General features: G+C 37.6%; 21 protein-coding genes. 11 read left to right on the top strand and 10 right to left on the bottom strand.

The genetic code is table 11. The annotated features are described in order from the left end of the window. The first annotated feature begins 105 nt into the window (after positions 1-105). The 3 genes from MKL36_RS06795 to MKL36_RS06805 all read left to right on the top strand — a co-directional run bounded on the left by MKL36_RS06795 (position 106) and on the right by MKL36_RS06805 (position 4,432). Entirely contained in the window at positions 106-1,095 is a 990-nt protein-coding gene (locus MKL36_RS06795) for a LysR family transcriptional regulator (RefSeq protein ID WP_001047619.1), read from the top strand. A gap of 123 nt (positions 1,096-1,218) precedes the next feature. Then, complete coding sequence (locus MKL36_RS06800; RefSeq protein WP_000051871.1) at positions 1,219-2,544, top strand: hemolysin family protein; 1,326 nt, start codon at positions 1,219-1,221, stop codon at positions 2,542-2,544. A gap of 550 nt (positions 2,545-3,094) precedes the next feature. Then, complete coding sequence (locus MKL36_RS06805) at positions 3,095-4,432, top strand: CitMHS family transporter (protein ID WP_000956803.1); 1,338 nt, start codon at positions 3,095-3,097, stop codon at positions 4,430-4,432. 47 nt (positions 4,433-4,479) lie between these two features. Here the strand turns inward: MKL36_RS06805 and MKL36_RS06810 are convergent, their stop codons facing one another. Continuing rightward, positions 4,480-4,992 carry a hypothetical protein gene (locus tag MKL36_RS06810; protein WP_000462918.1) on the bottom strand — a complete coding sequence of 171 codons (513 nt, stop codon included), beginning with the start codon at positions 4,990-4,992 and terminating at the stop codon, positions 4,480-4,482. A 221-nt stretch (positions 4,993-5,213) separates the two neighbouring features. On the opposite strand from MKL36_RS06810, the gene MKL36_RS06815 reads away from it, so the two are divergent. Continuing rightward, complete coding sequence (locus MKL36_RS06815) at positions 5,214-5,762, top strand: DUF2239 family protein (RefSeq protein ID WP_021511447.1); 549 nt, start codon at positions 5,214-5,216, stop codon at positions 5,760-5,762. Between the two features lie 51 nt (positions 5,763-5,813). Here MKL36_RS06815 and cysN read toward each other — a convergent pair whose 3' ends face one another. From cysN to lysS, 5 genes are all read right to left on the bottom strand, one after another. Beyond that, positions 5,814-7,427: a sulfate adenylyltransferase subunit CysN gene (cysN, locus tag MKL36_RS06820; protein WP_000019500.1), complete on the bottom strand. Its 1,614-nt coding sequence runs from the start codon at positions 7,425-7,427 to the stop codon at positions 5,814-5,816. Positions 7,428-7,457: 30 nt separating this feature from the next. Then, positions 7,458-8,366, bottom strand: coding sequence for a sulfate adenylyltransferase subunit CysD (gene cysD / locus MKL36_RS06825; protein ID WP_000140408.1), 909 nt, complete (start codon positions 8,364-8,366; stop codon positions 7,458-7,460). Then, on the bottom strand, positions 8,359-8,490 hold the full coding sequence (locus tag MKL36_RS06830; RefSeq protein WP_002011285.1) for a hypothetical protein: 132 nt from the start codon (positions 8,488-8,490) through the stop codon (positions 8,359-8,361). The genes cysD and MKL36_RS06830 overlap by 8 nt, the downstream gene beginning before the upstream one ends. A 256-nt stretch (positions 8,491-8,746) precedes the next feature. Then, the gene (locus MKL36_RS06835; RefSeq protein WP_000479765.1) at positions 8,747-10,189 is read right to left on the bottom strand and encodes a capsule assembly Wzi family protein; all 1,443 of its coding nucleotides are present in this window, start codon (positions 10,187-10,189) and stop codon (positions 8,747-8,749) included. Positions 10,190-10,378: 189 nt separating this feature from the next. After that, on the bottom strand, positions 10,379-11,908 hold the full coding sequence (lysS, locus tag MKL36_RS06840; RefSeq protein WP_000193744.1) for a lysine--tRNA ligase: 1,530 nt from the start codon (positions 11,906-11,908) through the stop codon (positions 10,379-10,381). A 256-nt stretch (positions 11,909-12,164) separates the two neighbouring features. Between lysS and MKL36_RS06845 the strand changes: the two genes are divergently transcribed. Continuing rightward, positions 12,165-12,653 (top strand): YqiA/YcfP family alpha/beta fold hydrolase, encoded by a 489-nt coding sequence (locus tag MKL36_RS06845; RefSeq protein WP_000697203.1) that lies wholly within the window; start codon positions 12,165-12,167, stop codon positions 12,651-12,653. Between the two features lie 69 nt (positions 12,654-12,722). Here MKL36_RS06845 and MKL36_RS06850 read toward each other — a convergent pair whose 3' ends face one another. Then, positions 12,723-13,160: an SRPBCC family protein gene (locus MKL36_RS06850; RefSeq protein ID WP_021511446.1), complete on the bottom strand. Its 438-nt coding sequence runs from the start codon at positions 13,158-13,160 to the stop codon at positions 12,723-12,725. 443 nt (positions 13,161-13,603) lie between these two features. Here MKL36_RS06850 and rubA point away from each other — a divergent pair, with 443 nt between their 5' ends. The 4 genes from rubA to oxyR all read left to right on the top strand — a co-directional run bounded on the left by rubA (position 13,604) and on the right by oxyR (position 16,956). Continuing rightward, complete coding sequence (gene rubA, locus MKL36_RS06855) at positions 13,604-13,768, top strand: rubredoxin RubA (RefSeq protein WP_000760495.1); 165 nt, start codon at positions 13,604-13,606, stop codon at positions 13,766-13,768. A 92-nt stretch (positions 13,769-13,860) separates the two neighbouring features. Further along, on the top strand, positions 13,861-15,042 hold the full coding sequence (gene rubB, locus MKL36_RS06860; protein WP_021511445.1) for a rubredoxin reductase RubB: 1,182 nt from the start codon (positions 13,861-13,863) through the stop codon (positions 15,040-15,042). 54 nt (positions 15,043-15,096) lie between these two features. Beyond that, positions 15,097-16,041 (top strand): esterase EstB, encoded by a 945-nt coding sequence (gene estB, locus MKL36_RS06865; RefSeq protein WP_001083350.1) that lies wholly within the window; start codon positions 15,097-15,099, stop codon positions 16,039-16,041. A gap of 6 nt (positions 16,042-16,047) precedes the next feature. Next, positions 16,048-16,956 (top strand): LysR family transcriptional regulator OxyR, encoded by a 909-nt coding sequence (gene oxyR / locus MKL36_RS06870; protein ID WP_000729506.1) that lies wholly within the window; start codon positions 16,048-16,050, stop codon positions 16,954-16,956. 29 nt (positions 16,957-16,985) lie between these two features. Here the strand turns inward: oxyR and MKL36_RS06875 are convergent, their stop codons facing one another. Continuing rightward, complete coding sequence (locus MKL36_RS06875) at positions 16,986-17,576, bottom strand: SPOR domain-containing protein (protein WP_002055323.1); 591 nt, start codon at positions 17,574-17,576, stop codon at positions 16,986-16,988. A 57-nt stretch (positions 17,577-17,633) separates the two neighbouring features. Between MKL36_RS06875 and MKL36_RS06880 the strand changes: the two genes are divergently transcribed. After that, positions 17,634-17,762 (top strand): hypothetical protein, encoded by a 129-nt coding sequence (locus MKL36_RS06880; RefSeq protein WP_085920711.1) that lies wholly within the window; start codon positions 17,634-17,636, stop codon positions 17,760-17,762. 53 nt (positions 17,763-17,815) lie between these two features. On the opposite strand, the gene ppk1 is transcribed toward MKL36_RS06880, so the two are convergent. Next, a complete protein-coding gene (gene ppk1, locus MKL36_RS06885; protein ID WP_021511444.1) occupies positions 17,816-19,894 on the bottom strand; it encodes a polyphosphate kinase 1 in 2,079 nt (692 codons plus the stop codon). 104 nt (positions 19,895-19,998) lie between these two features. Beyond that, complete coding sequence (gene mtgA / locus MKL36_RS06890; protein WP_000642933.1) at positions 19,999-20,676, bottom strand: monofunctional biosynthetic peptidoglycan transglycosylase; 678 nt, start codon at positions 20,674-20,676, stop codon at positions 19,999-20,001. 76 nt (positions 20,677-20,752) lie between these two features. Between mtgA and MKL36_RS06895 the strand changes: the two genes are divergently transcribed. After that, a complete protein-coding gene (locus MKL36_RS06895) occupies positions 20,753-21,562 on the top strand; it encodes a rhomboid family intramembrane serine protease (protein ID WP_021511443.1) in 810 nt (269 codons plus the stop codon).

A 21,562-nucleotide genomic window follows, 5' to 3' on the forward strand; every position in this document is an offset into this window, starting at 1 on the left:
ATTTCAACAAAAAATGTCGTTTTTCTCATCATTTTTTCACACAATGTTCTTTAAATATGGCATAATTTGAAACAATTTTAGGGTTTTATTTTCGGTATTTTTTTTATGAATCTGGAGCGGGTAGATCTTAATCTATTAATATATCTTGATGTTCTTCTTCGTGAAAAAAACGTTACTCGCGCAGCCGAACAGCTTGGTGTTACTCAGCCTGCCATGAGTAATATTTTACGCCGCTTGCGTAATTTATTTAATGACCCTCTCCTGATCCGCTCATCTGAAGGGATGACACCGACAGAACGTGCACTTGAATTACAACCGCGTATTCGTGATGCTCTTTCTGACCTTTCAATGATTTTGGAACCGCGTACCGAATTCCGCCCTTATACCAGTAATCGCGTTTTCCGTATTATGACTTCTGACTATGCAGAAGCCACCCTAGTCCCTCGTCTTGTTAAAGCCCTCCGCTCAGAAGCACCAAACGTTGTACTCGATTTTCTTACTCCAAGTGATGTGTCATATAGAGACATGGAACAGGGTAAAGTTGATTTAGCCATTAACCGCTTCAATGAAATCCCGCAAAGCTTCCACCAAGTTTTAGTTTGGCGTGATAGCTTTAGCTGTATTTTAAATGACAAACACCCCGCTGTGACTCATTTAAATCTAAAAAGCTATTTAGATGCTCAACATATTTGGGTATCTAAAACGGGTATGGGTGTTGGCTTTGGGGTAAACCCAGATAAACAAGGTGGCTTGGGCTGGATTGATCAAGCATTAGAACGTATTGGTCAACGTCGCAAAATTTCTGTATTTACACGTCACTATCAGATGCCGGCATTACTTGCTCAAAATGTTGACTTGATTGCCACTCTTCCAACTCGAATGGCACGTTTACAAGCACAAAATCCAAAATTAGTCATTAAAGATCCACCGTTTTACATTCCTGAGTTTGAACTTAAAATGGCTTGGTGTCCATTATTGCACCATCACCCAGCTCATCGCTGGTTACGCCAACTCATTCTATTTGTTGCTCGCCAAATGATCGAAGAGGAAAATCGTGAATTCCTGACTAATAATTCACAATTTTCCCACTATTAAATAAGTTTTAATTTAATTGTCTCTTTCAAACATTATCTTTAAGCGCTGAGCAATCAATCTGATTACCTCAGCGCTTTTTTGTGTTAAAACATAGTCATAATAATGATGATCCTCGGGTGATTTGTGAGTCTCTTTCAAAATATCATTATCATCGTACTGCTCATCATCGCAGCAGGCTTTTTATCTTTAACTGAAATTGCTCTAGCTGGTGCCAGAAAAGTAAAGTTAAAGATTTTAGCTGAAGCTGGCGAAGAACGTGCTCAAAAAGTACTTGATTTACAAGAACAATCTGCAGACTTTTTTGCAGCGTCCCAAATCGGCTTAAATGCTGTTGCAATCTTAGGCGGTATATTGGGTGAAGCTGCGTTTCGTCCTTTTTTTGTGAACTTAGTTGACCGTTTCTATGAAGGACCTTGGACGCAAACCATCGGATTTGCCCTATCTTTCACATTGGTAACTTCTTTGTTTATTTTATTCGCCGATTTAATGCCAAAGCGCTTGGCAATGATCGCACCTGAAAAAATTGCAATTAGTGTAATTAACCCTATTCAGATTTTTATCAAAATCTGTAAGCCTCTAGCATGGGGAATTAATGCTATTGCCAATTTGCTATTCCGCTTGTTTAAAGTAAATACCACACGCGAAGACAATATTACTTTTGATGATATTTCAGCAGTGATGGATGCAGGTGCTCAAGCAGGTGTACTACAAAAACAAGAACATCACTTTATTGAAAACGTATTTGAGCTTGAAGAACGTACAGTCCCATCAAGTATGACAACACGTGAAAATGTTGTTTATTTTACGCTTAACGAGCATGAAGATAGCATTCGCCAAAAACTGGCAGAATATCCTTATTCCAAATTTCTGGTTTGTAATGAAAATATTGATCAAGTGATTGGCTATGTAGATGCTAAGGATATTCTTGTACGTATTTTAAACAACCAATCTTTAACCCAGCTCAATGAATCAACTATTCGTACGGTTCTAATGATACCTGATACTTTAACACTATCAGAATTACTCGATCGTTTCCGCTCAACAAAAGAAAAGTTTGCTGTTGTAATTAATGAGTATGCGCTTGTCGTTGGGGTAATTACACTAAGTGATATCATGATTACTGTTATGGGGGATTGGGTTACCCCTATGGAAGAAGAACAGCAAATTATTAAACGTGATAATAATTCTTGGCTGATTGATGGTAGTACACCTATTGAAGATCTTAAGCATGCGCTTGAAATGGATGAACTACCTGATGAAGAGAATTATGAAACATTAGCTGGTTTCATGATGTACCGTTTACGCAAAATTCCTCGTCCAGCCGACTTTGTTGAATTTGGTGGTTATAAATTTGAAGTTGTTGACGTAGACCATTTTAAAATTGATCAGCTATTAGTAACACGTGTATTAGAAAAAAATGATTTACCATCTCCACCTGATGAAAATTGATTTATTTTGGTGCAAAATATCCTGCAAATGCAGGATATTTTTTGATAAATAATTTTTTCCTTTTAGATAATTATTATTTTAAAATTTTTTATATTAAAAGTTTAATTAATTATCCTAATCACAATTTCAAATATATAAATTAACTCATTCATTAAAATAAAAAAATTAAATTGAATTAAAATAAAATTTTGCACATAAAAGATTTACAGATTCACTTTCGTTATGTAACGTAGGGAGTAGAAGCTTTGTAAATGGGTATACTTCTCATTTCAGTATTTAAACAGAATATAATTTTTAAAAATACATGATAATTTCAAACATGATAAAGGTTTTATAAGTATATATAATAAGCACTATACATTATAAATAGACTATACCATTATTATATATGTTCAGTATTTCTGCAAAATATACCTTTCCAAGTGAATATATATTAACCAAATAAACTAAATATATTATTTGTCTTTTTATTAAAAATTCATAAGAATAATCGAGGTCAGAGTTTTTGAATAAACTTGTTCAGTAAAACTAAAGGCAAAGGATTGATTGTATGCTGACATTACTTGGTGTTGGCATGATTTTATGCTTCATGTATTTAATCATGTCCAAACGTTTAAGCCCTATTATTGCTTTAATTCTCATCCCATTTATTTTTTCTCTTATTGCCTGGGGCCTTGGTCACTACTTTGAAAGCTTGAGCCATATTGAGCTTAAAGGTCTCAGTGAAATGATGCTAGATGGCATCAAAAAACTTGCGCCTACTGGCGTAATGCTATTATTTGCAATTTTATATTTTGCCTTAATGATCGATGCAGGTCTTTTCGATCCTCCGGTTAAATGGATTTTGAAAAAAGTTAAAGGTGACCCCCTAAAAATTACATTAGGGACCGTTTTTTTAACTACATTAGTCTCTCTTGATGGCGATGGCTCAACCACTTACATGATCTGTGTGGCAGCCATGCTCCCTCTTTATCAACGCCTCGGTATGAATACACTGATCATGACAGCACTTATGTTGTTATGTAGTGGTGTAATGAACCTGACCCCATGGGGTGGCCCTACTGCCCGTGCAGCAAGTGCACTCCAAGTTGACCCAAGCCATATCTTTGTACCAATGATTCTTCCAATGGTGGTTAGTATTGGCTGGTTATTCTTCTTGGCATATTTATATGGTCGCTATGAGCAAAAACGTTTAGGCGTGATTGAGCTTGAAAGTCACCATGGTGATAACATTACAGTTTCAAAAGACCCAGAAGCAACTCGTCCACATTTACGTAAAGTGAATATGGTACTCACCATTCTTCTTATGATTGCATTGATTAAAGGTATTTTACCGATGTCAGTGTTATTCATGCTGGCGTTCTGTATTGCAATGCTCATCAACTACCCTGATGTTGATATGCAGAAAAAGCGTATCGCTATGCACGCAGACAGTATCTTGGCTGTTGTAGGTTTAATTTTTGCGGCAGGTATTTTTACAGGTATTTTATCTGGTACAGGCATGGTTGAAGCCATGTCTAAAGAATTTGTTGCAATGATTCCTACAAGTATGGGGCCATATCTAGCGCCAATTACTGCTCTGGTGAGCATGCCATTGACGTTCTTTATGTCAAATGATGCATTCTTCTATGGTGTATTGCCGATTCTTGCTGAAGCAGCTTCACATTATGGTATTAGCCCAGAAGCGATTGCTCGTGCATCAATTGTAGGTCAGCCAGTGCATTTGTTATCACCTCTCGTTCCATCAACCTACTTGTTATGTGGTCTTGCTAAAGTCGACTTTGCAGACCATCAAAAGTTCACTTTTAAGTGGGCATTTATTACTTGTATGGTATTGATGGGTACAGCTTTAGTGATTGGTGTTTTCCCACTTTTTAGTACGATGTAATTCTGCTCTACTATAAAAATAAAAGCCCCTATCGGGGCTTTTATTTTTTATTTATTTACATACTCAATCATGGCATCTAAGAACGCATGAAAGTGCAAGCTAATATCTTCTTGTAAAATTTTATAAGCATTATCAAATTGCACCATTGGAAAGCCTTCTTTCCAAAATGGGAAAATATTATGCAAGTCATGAGTAACTATTGCATCTTCTCGAACAATTGCTTGTGAAATTTGTGCCAAAACTTGCGCTGTCTCTGCGCCATCAACAGCAAGATAATCAATACCACGCGCTTTTAAAATACGAATTCGATCTTTTTTATAGCGAATTTTTTTAGCTTGAGCTGCATTTAAACCTAGTGCAAGAGTAACTGCCTCTACAAACTTCTCTTCAAAATTTGTATTTAGTGCCACCAAAGCCTGCTTATGTGCTTCCTGACGTCCTGCTTTTCCCCCGTTACGGATGATCTCATTGGCTTCCGTATCTAGCTTATCTTTTTTCATCGACTGTAAAATGTCTAAAATTTCGATATCGCTTAAAGATTCAGGAGATTGCTCAAACATAGGAGTCTCTATACATACAACTAAAGGCGTATTCTCTCATAAAAGCGATACTAAAGCAGAGTAAAATTTTAAATAGCATATTATCTTGACTATTTTTATAGTCCTAATCTCAGAGACTGCACTCATAAAATCAGTTAATTCTTTGGTTATGATTTTACCATTTGCCAAATTAATTTTACCCTGATAATATTATTTTACCCCGATAAAAATATGTAGCTAAAATGAATACTAAAATCACCTATACTGCTTTCACTGGAAGCACGCTTATTGCGAGTGACTCCCTTGTTGAACTTGCAAAGAAACTAAAAACTCTTCCTAAAACAACAGAAAATATTCTGATTTTTAATGATCAAACAGGTCAACAAATTGATCTTGATCTTTCTGGTTCGGAGCAAGAGCTTCAACAACGTTATGCTGAACCGGAAGAAATTAAAAAAGTTGGACGACCTAAACTTGGAGTAATTTCGCGTGAAATCACTTTACAGAAAAAACATTGGGATTGGTTAGATCAACAAAGTGCGAGTGCATCAGCAGTGATTCGCAAGTTAATTGATAAAGAGTTAAATAACCCAAATTCTGAAGGCAATATTATGCTAGCCAAACAAGCCATCGACCGCTTTATGTCTGCTATATTAGGCAATATGCCAAATTACGAGGAAGCAACACGCGCCTTATATCAAGGTGATCGAGATATATTTTTAAAAATGATTCAGAGCTACCCTAAAGATTTAAGAGAATATTTAACTTTAAAAGCTCAAAATGTTTTCTAAACTTAATAAAAAACCCGCTTACGCGGGTTTTTAGAACTTATTTTCAATCTATTAAAGACGAACTAATTCCACAATTTTCTCTACTGCTTCTTCTACCGTTTCAGCAGTTATCTCGGTATCTGTACCATCCACAGCGGTTGTGATAATAATAACACCCGTCTCACGTAATAGAACCAATTGCTCAGCTGTTAAGTTTGTTTTCGCGATCGCAACTACACCTTGCTGAATCAGTAAACTTTCTAAAGCTTGAGCTTTTTCAATTAACTGTGCAGAAACACCAATAACAGCAGGTTTTTGACCTAAACGAGCAGCACGATCTTCAGCAGTAACAGGATTACTATGAGCCGTCCACTCTACCGCGGCTTCTACCATGCCCGCGCCAACAGTTACGTTACTTAAACGGTCAATAAAAATAAATGAACCTGTGTAACGTGAATCTTGATAACGGTCAAACACGACTGGAGCATCAAACTCAACCACAACATCTGCAATCGCATTTAACTCAAGCTCTTCAACTTGAGTGTGTTCGAGCGTATTCACATTTACACGGTAGTTAATATTAGTTACTTTTGCTGGAACAGTTTGTGTACCAATCTTAATATTGTACAACTTACCTTTTACAAGTGGGTGTTCATTCATCCATACCACGGAAGCACGAACACTTCTTGAAATTAATGGTTGCTCGCCTGCACGTACTAAGACATTACCGCGACTAATATCAATTTCATCATTTAACGTTAAGGTGACTGCTTGACCAGCAACTGCTTGCTCAAGATTACCGTCAAAAGTAACAATTTCCTTAACTGTAGAACGCTTACCAGAAGGCAACGCCACAATCTCGTCACCAACTTTAATTTCACCTAATGCAACTGTACCAGCAAAGCCACGGAAGTCGAGGTTTGGACGGTTTACATATTGAACAGGGAAACGGAATTCATGTTTACTTGACTCGCGGTTGATTTCCACAGACTCAAGAATACTCATTAAGGTTTGCCCCTTGTACCAAGGAGTATGAGCTGATGGATTTACAACGTTATCGCCATTTAAAGCAGAAATTGGAACAAATAAAATATTGGCTGGACGGCGATCACCCAATTGGCTCACGAACGCATCATATTCAACCTGAATTTCATTAAAACGTTCAGAGGAATACTCAACCAAGTCCATTTTATTAATGGCAACAACAATATTTTTAATTCCCAGCAAACTCGCAATAAAGGTATGACGACGAGTTTGAGTTTGTACCCCATAGCGCGCATCGATCAGGATGATTGCAAGATCAGCAGTCGATGCACCTGTTGCCATGTTACGAGTATATTGTTCATGGCCCGGTGTATCAGCAATAATAAATTTACGCTTTTCAGTCGAAAAATAGCGATAAGCAACATCAATGGTAATACCCTGCTCACGCTCAGCCTGCAAACCATCTACAAGTAGTGCCAAGTCTGGTGCATCACCTGTTGTGCCCACTTTCTTACTGTCACGTGTTACAGCTTGCAATTGATCTTCATAAATCAATTTTGAATCGTAAAGTAAACGACCAATTAAGGTACTTTTACCATCATCTACGTTACCGCAAGTCAAAAAGCGCAAAAGGTCTTTTTGTTCATGTTGTTTTAAATACGCCAGAATGTCTTGGCTGATTAAGTCTGATTGATGAGACATTGCTCAAACTCCACAAATTTAGAAACTGTCTTAGAAATAGCCTTCTTGCTTTTTCTTTTCCATTGAGCCTGCTTCATCATGGTCAATCATACGACCTTGACGCTCAGAACTTGTTGCCAACAGCATTTCCTGAATAATTTCTGGCAATGTATCAGCTTCAGACTCAACTGCACCTGTTAATGGATAACAGCCAAGCGTACGGAAACGTACAGACTTCATTTGTGGAACTTCACCCTCTTTTAAGCGCATACGTTCATCATCAACCATGATTAGCGTACCACTACGCTCAACCACAGGACGAACAGCAGAGAAATAAAGAGGAACAATTTGAATATTTTCTAAATAGATATATTGCCAGATATCCAACTCTGTCCAGTTTGATAACGGGAATACACGAATACTTTCGCCTTTGTTCACTTTACCATTGTAAAGGTTCCAAAGTTCAGGACGTTGGTTTTTAGGATCCCAACGATGTTTACTATCACGGAATGAATACACACGCTCTTTCGCACGTGATTTTTCTTCGTCACGACGCGCACCACCAAAAGCAGCATCGAACTGATATTTATCCAAAGCCTGTTTTAAAGCTTGGGTTTTCATAATATCCGTATATTTCGAACTGCCATGATCAAATGGGTTGATTCCTGCTTCACGGCCTTCTTTATTCTGATGAACAATTAAATCAAAACCATGTGTTTTTGCCATGTTATCGCGAAACGCGATCATGTCTTTAAACTTCCAGCCCGTATCTACATGTAATAAAGGGAAAGGAAGTTTTGCAGGATAAAATGCCTTTAATGCAAGATGAAGCATCACAGCCGAGTCTTTACCAATTGAGTAAAGCATGACTGGATTTTCAAATTCTGCGGCTACTTCACGGATAATATGAATACTCTCAGCTTCAAGTTGCTTGAGATGTGTAAGTCTTGATTCAGTCATGAACACGCCCTTCTCTATCCATTTTGCCCATAAAATCTAGAAGCGGTATTACACCACCACTTAGAAGACCATGTGGAGGAACGAGTGCCATAACAACTCCAATTTTTCGTGATAAATAGTCCAACCACAAGCCCTTTATGAGGCTTATAGCATTAGTTATGCATTATAGTGATTTAAAACTGTTTTCTTTTGCTTGTTTTTTCATATTGATATTCAAATTCATCATATACATGTAATATGCTGATTTACTTATAACTTTAAAATCGTAACTGGTGTAGTCAACTTAAGCAAATCACCATCTGTGCTTTGGATTTCTCTAAAAACAATAAAAAAGAGAAGCCTCTGTAGCCTCTCTTTCTTATTATAAGGTTAACTAAAAATTAGAAACCAAACATTTTACGCTCTAGAGGAATTTCTACTCCAATTGATGCACCAGCATCATTACCTTCTAAGTCAGAATCACTTACCCAACCATTAATTTTTAATGGAAGATCAGGTTTAATGTAATGTGTCCAAGTTAGATCAAGCGCTTTAATTTCATCATCTTTAGGGAATGCTTTATTAATTGCCAAGTTAGATTGGTTAACTTTAACCACCATAGCACGACCGCTTAAACGGTTCATCACGTCAAAGCGGATATCACCACCCACAGAATACATTTGTCCATCGCCACCCATCGCATGTCCTAATGGGAAGCCATGTTGGTAATAACCATCTTTATAAACATAATGATTATAGGAAATACCCTTCACATCATTATTAGTGCGGGTATCAGCCCATTCTGCATAAAGTTGATATGGCATATTATTATAGCTAGAAGAATAGTCGACTCCTGCTAAATACATTTTTTTAGAAGGAAGTAGTCCAGCTTCATCTTCACCAACATATTGACCATAAATACCAACAGGAGCATTTATAAGAGATTGTAGATTTAAACGAGCATCAAAACCTGCAATTTGGTTAGAACGATCTTCATCAGAATCATACACATTGTCATTCCCTTTAATTGCATTCCACAAAGAATCCCAACTTTCAGAACGTCCTTCACCACCCCATTGTAAAGTACGAGAAGCACCTAGTTCTAAATAGGGTAAAGGTCTTGCAGTTAAACGTAAGCCTAATAATTTGGCATGAGGAACCGCTTTATAATCATCTAATTGGCCTGCAAAAGCTTGATATTGCCAAGGTCCAATCCAAGATAACCATTTTGTCTCAAAAGCATTTTGTACAGCTCTTTGTGCCGTCACGCCATACACAGGACGACTTGCATCGCCACGGATTAAGCTACCATCATGTCCAGGTCCCCACCATGTTGGAATTTGACCTGCAACAAGCCACTGGTTCCAGAGTTTACCAGCGACATATGAACCCTCAACGTTAACGTCATGCCCACTATCAATTTGAGGGTCTTTTTCTGCGTTTACACGGATTTTTGCATCCCAATTTTCACCACCAGCATTAAACTCTAATGAACCTTGGTACTGCGATTTTTGGTTATCACCAAATGCTTGAGGAATATTTTTGATATCAGTTTCAGCAAAAGCACCCACTTTAACTGTATCGTTATCTGCCTTTAATGCATTGAGAACTGAATTAATAACTTTTTGCTGTGCTGGATGAGTCACTTTAGCTTGAGAGAGAGCTCTTTGAATTTCATCACCACTTAATGGCCAAGTAGAAGTGCTGATGTTAATAACACCTTGTTGATTCAACCAGTTTAAGTCGGTACGTAAATCATCATTATTAAGCACTAAACCTTGTGCAAAAACAGCCGATGAAGCAGTTGCTAATAATGCAATCGAAAGTGTTTTTCTTAAAAACATGTCAGCACAATTCTCAAAGTTATTTATGAGCAACACATTAATTTTTTTATCGCAAATTTGCAATTGTTAAACTGTGCAATTACATTTTTTAACGGTGTTTTAAGTTTTCTATAACTTAAGTATTTTTTATATATAAATAGTTAATAAAAAAGGCAGTATAAACTGCCTTTTTCTGTATTGAAGATTAAATTAACCTTCTTTACGACGCATATGCGGGAACAAAATCACATCACGAATACTTGGTGCATCTGCAAAAAGCATAACCAAACGGTCAATACCAATACCTTCACCCGCTGTTGGAGGTAAACCATATTCAAGTGCTTCAACAAACTCTGCATCGTAATGCATTGCTTCATCATCACCAGCATCTTTTTCAGCAACTTGCGCTTGGAAACGTTCAGCCTGATCAATTGGATCATTTAACTCGCTAAAGCCGTTTGCCAATTCACGGCCACCAATAAAGAACTCAAAACGATCAGTAATGTGCGGATTATCATCATTACGGCGAGCAAGTGGAGAAGTCTCTGCTGGGTACTCAGTAATAAAAGTAGGCTGACGAAGTTTAGTCTCAACCGTTTCTTCAAATACGATTGTTTGAAGCTTACCTAAACCAAAACCAGGTTTAACTTCTTCTTTTAATTCCTCACGGACAAATTTTGCAAGGAATTCACGATCACCTACATTTTCAGGTGTGAACTGCGGATTATTCTCCAAGATCGCATCAAACATAGAGATTTTCTTGAATGGTCCTTTAAAGCTAAATACTTCACCTTGGTAAGGCACATCAGTCGTACCTAAAATATCAAGGGCTAGCTTTTCAAGCATGTTTTCAGTTAAAGCCATCAAGTCTTTATAATCAGCATATGCCTGATAAAACTCGATCATGGTAAATTCAGGGTTATGACGTGTTGACACCCCTTCATTACGGAAGTTACGGTTAATTTCGAACACACGCTCAAAACCACCAACAACTAAACGCTTTAAATAAAGCTCCGGTGCGATACGCAAGAATAATGGCATATCTAAAGCATTATGATGCGTTTCAAACGGACGTGCAGACGCGCCACCCGGAATCACATGCATCATTGGCGTTTCAACTTCCATGAAACGTTCATTAGTTAAAAATGCGCGAATACCTGCAACGACTTTGGCACGAATTTCAAAAGTCTTACGCGTTTCTTCATTCACAATTAAGTCAAGATAACGCTTACGATATTTAACTTCTGTGTCGTTCAAACCATGAAATTTATCCGGCAATGGACGAAGCGATTTTGTAAGAAGTTCAAAACCTTCAAGGTGTACATATAAGTCACCTTTGCCAGAACGACCGATATAACCTTCAGCAGCAATAATATCGCCAAGGTCTAAACCTTTAATAGTTTCGAGCGTATCTTTTGGTAAACCCTTACGGTCAACATATAATTGGATACGACCAGTCATGTCTTGAATCACCATGAAAGAACCACGGTTTAACATGACACGGCCAGCAACTTTTACATAAACATGTTCAGCGCTTTCGATTTGTTCTTTAGACTGATCTTTAAATTGTTCTTGTAAATCAGCAGCGTAATGTTCACGTTTGAATGTATTTGGCCAAGGACTCTTTCCAGTTTCCTTTGCAACATCTTGGATTTGCTTTAATTTGGCATGACGCTGTGCAATTAAATCGTTTTCGGAAATAGTTGGTTCAGAAGTCGATTGAGCGTTTTGTTGCGTCATCTCTGCCTCGGTTAAGTAAAAATGAAGTGGCATAGCTTAACAGATTGCTGAGGTTTTTCGAACGATTTCAATCAAACAAAAACGAAAAAAGTCCAAGCCGTCAATCTGAGTGGACATTGAATGATAAAAATTACTTAGACCAATCGCTAAGTTCATTTTTTTTAGGTTTGAGTAAAATATAAAAAAATCCAAATAACCTCGATTTGAAAAGGCCCTATTTGCCTTTTATTTTATCTATGAGATTGTGTAGTAAATAATGAAAATTCTATTTTTACATGGCTTGGATTCTTCTCGTGAATCAACAAAATTTCATGCCATTTTACATCCTGAAAAATTTTGTATTGATGTTGATTATCGCAACCTAAGTTATGCTTCAGTTAAAGACTTTTATCATCAAGCGATTGAAACAATTAAACCTGATTTGTTAGTCGGTCATAGCCTCGGCGGTTATTGGGCTTTGAAAACTGCTGCTCAACATAAATTAGCTGTTATTGTTGCCAACCCAAGCCTTACACCTAATTTTCGTAATGATTACCCTCACCTTTGTGACGAAGATCTTGACCACTCTAACCCTAAAATGGCCTATTTAGAGTTAGGAGACGAGCAACTTGATATGTATCAAGTACAGGAAAAGCTGTCACCATATATGACAATAGAAACTTATGACGGAGGCCATCATCGTCTTGCTTATCCTTCTCGTCTTAATGATCTCATTACTAAAATTCATAAAAAATATTTTGCTTGAATTTACGTATGACACATAATTTTCAAAAAACTTATTATGTAAAAAGATAACAAATTAAATTACAGAAACTTATTTTTCAGCCATTTGTTTTACAGCTTCAAAGCCTTGAACGAAGCCACTTTTTAACATACCGATGTACTCAGGTAAGGTGGCTAATTCTACTTTTACCGTTGTAGTATCCCCATTTTGACTTAAAAAATATTTTTCTAGCGAACCACTCCAGCCTTTCACCTCTTCACTTTCCAAGTCTTCTTTCCCGTCTTTAATCATTCCTAAATGTTTAAAAATTAGTACTTCAGGCTTTTTCATTTCTTCAATGGTCGAAACCATTCCATTTCCTTCTCCGTCTAGAAAATATGTTTTACCACCGACTTTCCAATCTGTGCGCATTGAAGAATCTGGAGCAAAGAATTTCGTCCATGCATTATAGGTCTCACTATTCCAGAGTACGTCCCATACTTTTTCTATAAGGGCATTAATTTCTACTTCATATATTAGAGTTTCCATATTCGACTTCCTTATTCTCCGTTAATTAAGTGTTCCATAAACTTTTCTGTTTTATATAAACATTAATTTATTTGTCCATTTATTAACCATATTACTTTTTTAAGAACTTTATTTATATAAATGCTTTGCTCTTTTTGTAACCCTTCATATCACTCATCGCCTCCTTGCATGAATAAACTTATAAAAACATATGATTTATTATGTGTTTATGTTGAAGTTTTGCCTAAATAACCATTTATTTGTCTCGATATGCCATTCATCTTTGCTTATGAATGATTAAACTCCCTTATATGCTTTACTTTAAATGTAGAACTGCGTAAAAATTTGATATCCGATCAAAGCGACATTAGTTATTATTGAGCGGATCGTAGTTACATTATTAATAGATGGAATAGTTTTACTGAAAGGCAGCTTTGAGCAAACTTATCAGTGCGGAGAGTCTCATGAAAAAATATCAATGTATCGTTTGTGGATGGATTTACGATGAAGCAGAAGGTTGGCCACAAGACGGCATTGCAGCTGGAACAAAATGGGAAGATATTCCTGATGACTGGACTTGCCCTGATTGCGGCGTTTCAAAAGCTGACTTCGAAATGATCGAAATCTAATGTCTTAAATTAAAAGGCCATGATTTACATGGTCTTTTTTATATATCACCAATCACCGTTTTAAATTAACAATTCTAATTCTGGAGAAAAAAATGCATCCAATCGTCATTATCGGATCAGGCATGGCGGGTTATACCTTAGCACGTGAATTCCGTAAGCTTAACCCAGAGCAAGAACTTGTGATGATTTGTGCGGATGATGCGGTGAACTATGCAAAACCAACCTTATCCAACGCTTTTGCAGGAAAAAAAGCCCCAGAACAGATTCCATTAGGTGATGCTGCAAAAATGAGTGCCCAACTCAATATGCGTATTGAACCTTTTACTTGGGTGAAAGAAATTTTAGCTGAGCGTCATGAACTTGTTCTAAAAAAAGACGGCGTTATTTCTCAGCAACCCTATTCAAAATTAATTTTAGCTGTCGGTGCTAACCCGATTCGCCTTGCAATTGCTGGTGATGGTAGTGATGACATCCATGTGGTGAACTCACTCATTGACTATCGTTCTTTCCGAGAAAATCTAGCTCAGCGCAAAGATAAACGTGTTGTGATTTTGGGTGCAGGTTTAATTGGTTGTGAATTTGCCAATGACTTACTTCATAGCGAATATGATGTAACAGTAATTGATTTAGCGCCTCAACCATTAGGCCGTTTATTACCTTCACACATTGCTTCAGCATTCCAGCAGAATCTTGAAGAAGCGGGTGTTAAATTTGCCTTAGGCACAACCGTTGAAAAAGTCAGTAAAATCAATAACGGTGAAGATTACGCGGTTACATTGGCAAATGGTCAGACTTTGGTTGCTGATATTGTGCTTTCAGCGATTGGCTTACAACCGAATATTTCTCTTGCTCAAAGTGCAAATATTCAAACCAGCCGTGGTGTGATTACCAATAGTTTACTTGAAACCAATCAAGCAGATATTTATGCGATTGGTGACTGTGCGGAAGTTAACGGTACCCTGCTTCCATATGTAATGCCAATTATGCAACAAGCCCGCGCTCTAGCAAAAACATTAAGTGGTCAACAAACAAATGTACATTACCCTGCTATGCCGGTTGCGGTAAAAACTCCGGCTGCACCGCTTACAGTTTTACCGGCACCGGTTGATGTGGATGTAAATTGGGAAACTGAAGAATTCGACGATGGTATGCTTGCCAAAGCAATTGACAATGAAGGAACATTGCGTGGTTTCGTATTGTTAGGTGCAACAGCAGGCAAGCAACGTTTAACTTTAACTAAGCTTGTTCCAGATCTTATTCCTGCCCAAGCATAAGGTTTAAATTGGGAATGCTCATGATCTTGAATATTCCCTCAAGGAATGAATAACATGAATAGCGCCTTACAATTTAGTATTTCACCGTACACTCCATTTATGCAGGAAACCAAAGTCAATTTAGGCAATGGTATCGAGCTACATGTAGAAGTAGGTGGAAAACCAGAACATCCGACTATTTTGCTGATTATGGGTTTAGGTGCCCAAATGCTATTTTGGCCGGACTTTTTCTGCAAATCACTCATTGATCAAGGTTTTCGTGTTATTCGTTTTGATAACCGTGATATTGGCCTTTCTTCAAAAGTCCGCCATCAAGGTAAACGTTTAAATACCATGAAATTGATGGGACGTTTTGCTTTAGGGCTAAGAAATCAGGGTGCACCTTATACGCTCTATGATATGGCAGATGACGTTTCTATGCTTCTCGACCGTTTAGGAGTAAGCAAAGCACATGTGATTGGTGCCTCAATGGGTGGCATGATTGCCCAGATTCTCGCTGCAAAATATCCGGAAAAAGTAGAAAAATTAGGTTTGATGTTTACCAGTAATAATCAACCGTTTCTACCACCACCATTCCCTAAGCAACTTTTAAGCTTGATTGGCAAGCCAGAATCACGTGATGAAGAAGGAATTGTGAATCACAGTTTAAAATTATTCCAATTGATTGGTTCTCCTGGTTATATTAACCATATTGAAGCCGTTCAAACTGCAAGAAAACTTTATCAACGTAGCTACTATCCTGCTGGTGTACTTCAACAGTTTTTAGCAATATTATGTACAGGTTCCTTACTGCAACTGGACCGTGAAATTAAGCAACCCACTTTAGTCTTGCATGGCTCTCGTGACCGCTTACTTCCACCGAGTCACGGTAAGGCCGTAGCAAAAGCAATTTCCGGTGCTAAGTTTGAATTAATTGATGGAATGGGGCATGATATCCCTGCCCATTTTATTCCACAGCTTAGCGGTTTATTTGCGCATCATTTTAAATCATCATACTAGGACACTATGGCTGCATTACCCTCACTAAGACAGCTATCATATTTAGTTACGTTGTCGGAAACTTTGCATTTTACTGAAGCAGCACGTCGCTCTTTTGTTACCCAATCGACTTTATCGGGCGGCATTATGGAGCTGGAAAGGCTACTAGGTGGCGTTCTGGTTGAGCGTGACCGTCAGAATGTGCGTTTAACGCCATTAGGTGAGCAAGTTGTTGCTCGAGCCCGTGTATTGCTAGCAGATGCTCAGGATTTAATGCGTTTAAGCCGTGAAATGAGTGAACCATTAACAGGTGATCTTCATTTGGGTGTTATTCCAACAATTGCACCTTTTATCCTGACACGGTTACTTGATGAAGTGCATCAACAATTACCGAAGATTCAGTTGCATTTACATGAAGCTCAAAGTGAGAAGATTGTAGAGCGCCTAGAACATGGTAATTTGGACATGATTGTCCTTGCCCTACCTTTTGACACAAGAAGTTTAAAAGTAGCTGAAATTTCAAAAGAAAATTTATATCTTGTTTGTAGTAAACAAGATACAAATGCACTTCAAGCAAATTCTCTTGATGATCTCGATTTATCACGTCTTATTTTGCTTGAAGAAGGCCACTGTTTACGTGACCACGTATTAAGTGCCTGTCCAATTGGTGAGCGTAAAAACGATAACCGCTTAAAAGCAAGTTCTCTACCAACATTGGTTGAGATGGTTTCTTCCGATTTAGGCTTTACTCTTTTACCAGAAATCGCAATTGAAAATAGTATGATCAAATTTAATGATCAGATTACTGCAAAACCAATTGAAGACGCACCTAGCCGTACTTTAGCACTTGTTACTCGTAAAAGTACGCCGTTGCAAAGTGAGTTTGATGTTCTTCTGCAAATCATGCAGAAAATTACCACAAACTTACATGAATAAAAAAAGGAGTCTTTGGACTCCTTTTTATTTTACTGTGCTGTTAGGGAAGCCCATTTAAATACCCAAGCCGATCTCAAATCCAAGCTATCATCTGCAATTATTTTTTCTCGAATAATTTGTGCAATTGCGTAGTCATTGGCAGGGTCGACCATGACCCGTATTCCTTTTGTGGTTGGGCTGGTAACAACTTTATACCCTTTAGCCTGTAATTGGGACTGAATCATATTTGCTTTATTTTGATTAGGTGCCAAAGCAACTTGCACCATCCATTTTTTTTCACCGTTTTCTAAAATTTCTTTCGCGACCGCTGCATCAAGTTGCTTTTTCTTCTCAATATTTTTCTTTTCTTCAATTTTTTTTAACTGATTATCGTCAATTTTCTTTTGTGCTAACAATTCCTCTTGAGTAAGTTTTCTTTTCTGAATCACGATTGTCTTATTTTGTGTTTCATTCTTCTTATTTTTCTCTCTAGAAGGATGTATAAAATAAGGATATATCATTTGATCATCAAATTTCTGAAATACAATAATATCTCCATAGCACTTCTGATCCGCATAAGCAGTCACTGGCATTAACCCCAAAAATATTCTAATAAATAAACTTTTAATAAAGTCTTGCATATTATTCACTTACCAAAGTTAAGTATATTTAATGCGGCGTATTAAAGTAGATTTCTTGTGATTTGTATATTTTTAAAATTCAATGTTTTATGTAAAGAATCACATATTTTTCAAACATATTGCATTAATTCAAATTATTGCCGTTTATCCTACAACCATTTAGAAAAATTAATTAAATTATTATGAAATTCAGTTAATTAAAAAGCCGACATGATGTCGGCTTTTTTAAAAATAATTTTTTATTTAAAAGTTTCTAATAATTCTCTTTGAGCATTATGCAATTTTTCGCCTGCGGCAGGCTGGGCACGTACCCATGTACCATCGCCCTGTAATAACCAAGCTTGCTGATTATCTTGTAAATAATTAAGGAGTCCTTGCTGATAAATACGTTTTTTCAAAGCAGGATCTTCAATTGGGAAGCATGCTTCAACACGATTAAATAAGTTACGATCCATCCAGTCCGCACTTGAACAGTAAATACGAGCATCACCATTATTACTAAAGTAATAAACTCGAGTATGTTCAAGTAAACGACCTACAATTGAACGTACCCGAATGTTTTCCGATAAATTTGGTAATCCCGGACGTAAACAGCAAATCGAACGAATAATGAGATCTACCTGCACCCCTGCTTGAGAAGCTTCATACAATTTATTAATAAGCTGAACTTCAGTTAAAGCATTCACTTTGACAATAATTTGGGCTTTACGACCAGCCTTTGCATTGGCAATTTCTTCATCAATGAAGTTGATGAGCTGAGCATGCAGAGTAAAAGGTGCATGGAGTAACTTTTTCAGTTTTGCCATTTTACCCATACCCGTGAGCTCTTGGAAAATACGGTGTACGTCTTCACACAAGTCTTTATCGGTGGTCATTAGGCCGTAATCGGTATAAATGCGAGCATTCATAGCATGGTAGTTACCCGTTCCTAAATGAACATAACGCACCAGTTTGTTGTTTTCACGGCGTACTACCATAATCATTTTGGCATGGGTTTTATAACCCACAATACCGTAAACAACGACTGCCCCTGCTTCTTGTAAAACATTAGCCACTTCGATATTCGACTCTTCATCGAAACGGGCACGTAATTCAATTACCGCTGTCACTTCTTTACCATTACGCGCGGCTTCTGCTAAAACTTGAACAATTTCCGAGTCTGCACCACTACGATAAAGTGTCTGTTTAATTGCGAGTACTTGCGGGTCACGTGCTGCTTCACGGAGTAACTGAATAACAGGTGCAAAAGACTCAAATGGGTGATGAAGTAAAATATCCTGCTTTTGCATAGCCGAGAAAATACTCTCGGTCTTTTTAAACACTTTTGGTACAACTGGCGTGTGTGAGTCATAACGCAAATGAGGACGTTTAAAGTTCGAAACCAGACGAGCCAAGTTTACAGGGCCATCAACTTTATATAATTGTTCTTCGTTTAAGTCGAACTCTTCAAGTAGATATTCATAAATATGCTGTGGACAATTTTGGGTTACTTCTAAGCGTACTGCACGACCAAATCGGCGTGAACTTAACTCACCTTTTAACGCTTTTGCCAAATCTTCAACGTCTTCGTTAAGTGCCAAATCGGCATTACGAGTTACACGGAATTGATAGCAGCCAGTTGCAGTCATGCCCGGGAACAAGTCTGAAACATGTTCATGAATAATTGCAGACAACATGACGTGATGTTCTTTACCACCCGTTAACTCATCTGGTAATCGTACAACACGTGGCAATGAACGTGGGGCTGGTACAACAGCCAAATCAATTTGTCGCCCGAACGCATCTTTACCTTCTAAAGTCACAATAAAGTTCAGACTTTTATTGACTAAACGCGGGAATGGATGGGCTGGATCTAAACTGATTGGAGTTAAAACAGGCGCAACCTGTTCCTGAAAATATTTTTTTACCCAAGCTGATTGAGCTGGTGTTAATTCACCACGACGTAAAAAGCAAATATCTTCTTCACGTAACTTAGGTAAAATTTCTTCGTTTAAAATACGATATTGGCGCTCAATTGCAGCATGAGCAGTTTCAGAGATTTTTTGTAAGACTTGTCTTGGTGTTAAACCGTCCGGGCTTCGACTTTCATTGCCTAGAGCGAATTGCTCCATAACACCTGCCACACGAATTTCAAAAAACTCATCTAAATTACGCGAAAAAATGAGTAAGAAATTCATTCGTTCCAGTAATGGATGTAAAGGGTCGACGGCCTGTTCCAATACGCGCAAATGAAAGTCAAGAATAGACAATTCACGATTAATATAACGGTCATTATAACTATATTCTGTTGGGGTCGTTGCTGTAATCGCTGTATTCATGTCTAACCTAATCTCTTTCCAACCAAAATCTCTGCAAAATAGTATGCTGCAAAATTATGTCAATTTGATAAAAACTAAAAAAATAACACATCTTTAAGACAGTGTTATTCAGGAATCTGGGTGCTATTCATATAACGTAAAATAACGCGTTTTCTATATTGTAGTTTACGATCGTTGCGATGATCTTGATAATATTTCGGATCAGGCAATAACGCGGCTAAAAAAGCAGCTTGTTCGCGAGTTAAGCTTTTGGCACTTTTGCCGTAATAATATTGGGCTGCTGCTTCAACACCATACAAATTTTTGCCAAATTCAACAGAGTTCATATACACCTCAAGAATTCGACGTTTCGACCACATGCGCTCCATCATCCATGTCGCTACAGTTTCTTGGCCTTTACGAATAAATGAACGCTTATTATATAAGAACAAGTTCTTTGCAAGTTGTTGAGATACGGTAGAACCACCAGCAACGACCTCTCCTTGCTCATTGTTACGCTCTAGCGCAAAACGAATACCATCCCAGTCAAAACCATGATGATGAATAAACTTTGCGTCCTCCCCTGCTAAAATTGCATGTTTGAAATTGTCACTAATATCATCATAGTCAAGCCATTCATGAATGATCGGCTCAGATGGATCTGACCAATAATCAATTCGCATAAACATGGTGGTATCAACTTCATGCGTACGCCACCAAACCAAACTTGAGAAAATCCAAAGCTGAATAAGGAGAATTGCCCCAATAAAAATTAACAACACGCGAACAATAAAGGCTTTCATGTTCGTCCTGATCTCCTGTATTCAACTTTTTTCATGTTAAGCTGTAAAGCATGTTCATATATAACAAAAGCATAGCATGACTCAATATCAGCCTCCGCACATTAATCGTAAACTCAATGTACAAGCTTGGTGGCTGACCGCCCTACTGATCTCGATTAATGTAGGTTTGTTCATCTGGCAAATTATATCTGGAGTCGATATTAGCGACCCAGCTATAAAAGATGCACTTCACTGGGGTGCAGATTTTACACCACTTACTTTTTCCGGGCAGCCAGAACGTTTATTTACCAGCATGTTTTTTCACTTTGGTATTATTCACCTTATGCTCAACATGTGGGCTTTATATATTTTTGGTAATGTCGCTGAAGCTTTATTTGGACGTTTATACTTTATTGGTCTGTATTTACTTGCAGGCTTGTTTGGTAGCCTTTTGAGTAGTTATATTAATATTCAAAATGGGCATGAATTATTACAACATTTTGATCAGAGCTTACTTCCCCATGTCAGTGCTGGTGCTTCGGGCGCTGTGATGGGATTAGGTGCAGCATTAACTGTTCTTTCTTTATTTCCGCCGCTGCCTCATCAAGCTTATATACTTGATAAGAAATCATTATTAATGATTATGGCGATTAACCTTATATTCGGTCTGGTTGCCACAGGTATTAATAATGCTGCACATGTCGGTGGTATGATTATGGGTGCATTACTCGCACTGATTTGGTATTTAAGCTACCGCACTCCATTTAAAACCCTCCTAAAATTTTTAGGTCTATTGGGAGGACTTTTCATGACTGTCGGCTTCTATGTTTACTGTAATCAGCTTAACTCACCATTACTTCCACTTTGGCATGAGGTTTTAATTCAGAACCCAGAAATACTCCCCTAA

This window comes from Acinetobacter sp. AOR12_HL (assembly GCF_027855275.1).
In the GTDB taxonomy this organism is placed as follows: domain Bacteria; phylum Pseudomonadota; class Gammaproteobacteria; order Pseudomonadales; family Moraxellaceae; genus Acinetobacter; species Acinetobacter baumannii.

Excerpts from the sequence above, each read along its gene's own strand:
- MKL36_RS06795 (WP_001047619.1), top strand. The coding sequence starts at position 106 with ATGAATCTGGAGCGGGTAGATCTTAATCTATTAATATATCTTGATGTT.
- MKL36_RS06805 (WP_000956803.1), top strand. The coding sequence starts at position 3,095 with ATGCTGACATTACTTGGTGTTGGCATGATTTTATGCTTCATGTATTTA.
- MKL36_RS06810 (WP_000462918.1), bottom strand. The coding sequence starts at position 4,992 with ATGTTTGAGCAATCTCCTGAATCTTTAAGCGATATCGAAATTTTAGAC.
- MKL36_RS06815 (WP_021511447.1), top strand. The coding sequence starts at position 5,214 with ATGAATACTAAAATCACCTATACTGCTTTCACTGGAAGCACGCTTATT.
- cysN (WP_000019500.1), bottom strand. The coding sequence starts at position 7,427 with ATGTCTCATCAATCAGACTTAATCAGCCAAGACATTCTGGCGTATTTA.
- cysD (WP_000140408.1), bottom strand. The coding sequence starts at position 8,366 with ATGACTGAATCAAGACTTACACATCTCAAGCAACTTGAAGCTGAGAGT.
- MKL36_RS06835 (WP_000479765.1), bottom strand. The coding sequence starts at position 10,189 with ATGTTTTTAAGAAAAACACTTTCGATTGCATTATTAGCAACTGCTTCA.
- lysS (WP_000193744.1), bottom strand. The coding sequence starts at position 11,908 with ATGACGCAACAAAACGCTCAATCGACTTCTGAACCAACTATTTCCGAA.
- MKL36_RS06845 (WP_000697203.1), top strand. The coding sequence starts at position 12,165 with ATGAAAATTCTATTTTTACATGGCTTGGATTCTTCTCGTGAATCAACA.
- MKL36_RS06850 (WP_021511446.1), bottom strand. The coding sequence starts at position 13,160 with ATGGAAACTCTAATATATGAAGTAGAAATTAATGCCCTTATAGAAAAA.
- rubA (WP_000760495.1), top strand. The coding sequence starts at position 13,604 with ATGAAAAAATATCAATGTATCGTTTGTGGATGGATTTACGATGAAGCA.
- rubB (WP_021511445.1), top strand. The coding sequence starts at position 13,861 with ATGCATCCAATCGTCATTATCGGATCAGGCATGGCGGGTTATACCTTA.
- estB (WP_001083350.1), top strand. The coding sequence starts at position 15,097 with ATGAATAGCGCCTTACAATTTAGTATTTCACCGTACACTCCATTTATG.
- oxyR (WP_000729506.1), top strand. The coding sequence starts at position 16,048 with ATGGCTGCATTACCCTCACTAAGACAGCTATCATATTTAGTTACGTTG.
- MKL36_RS06875 (WP_002055323.1), bottom strand. The coding sequence starts at position 17,576 with ATGCAAGACTTTATTAAAAGTTTATTTATTAGAATATTTTTGGGGTTA.
- ppk1 (WP_021511444.1), bottom strand. The coding sequence starts at position 19,894 with ATGAATACAGCGATTACAGCAACGACCCCAACAGAATATAGTTATAAT.
- mtgA (WP_000642933.1), bottom strand. The coding sequence starts at position 20,676 with ATGAAAGCCTTTATTGTTCGCGTGTTGTTAATTTTTATTGGGGCAATT.
- MKL36_RS06895 (WP_021511443.1), top strand. The coding sequence starts at position 20,753 with ATGACTCAATATCAGCCTCCGCACATTAATCGTAAACTCAATGTACAA.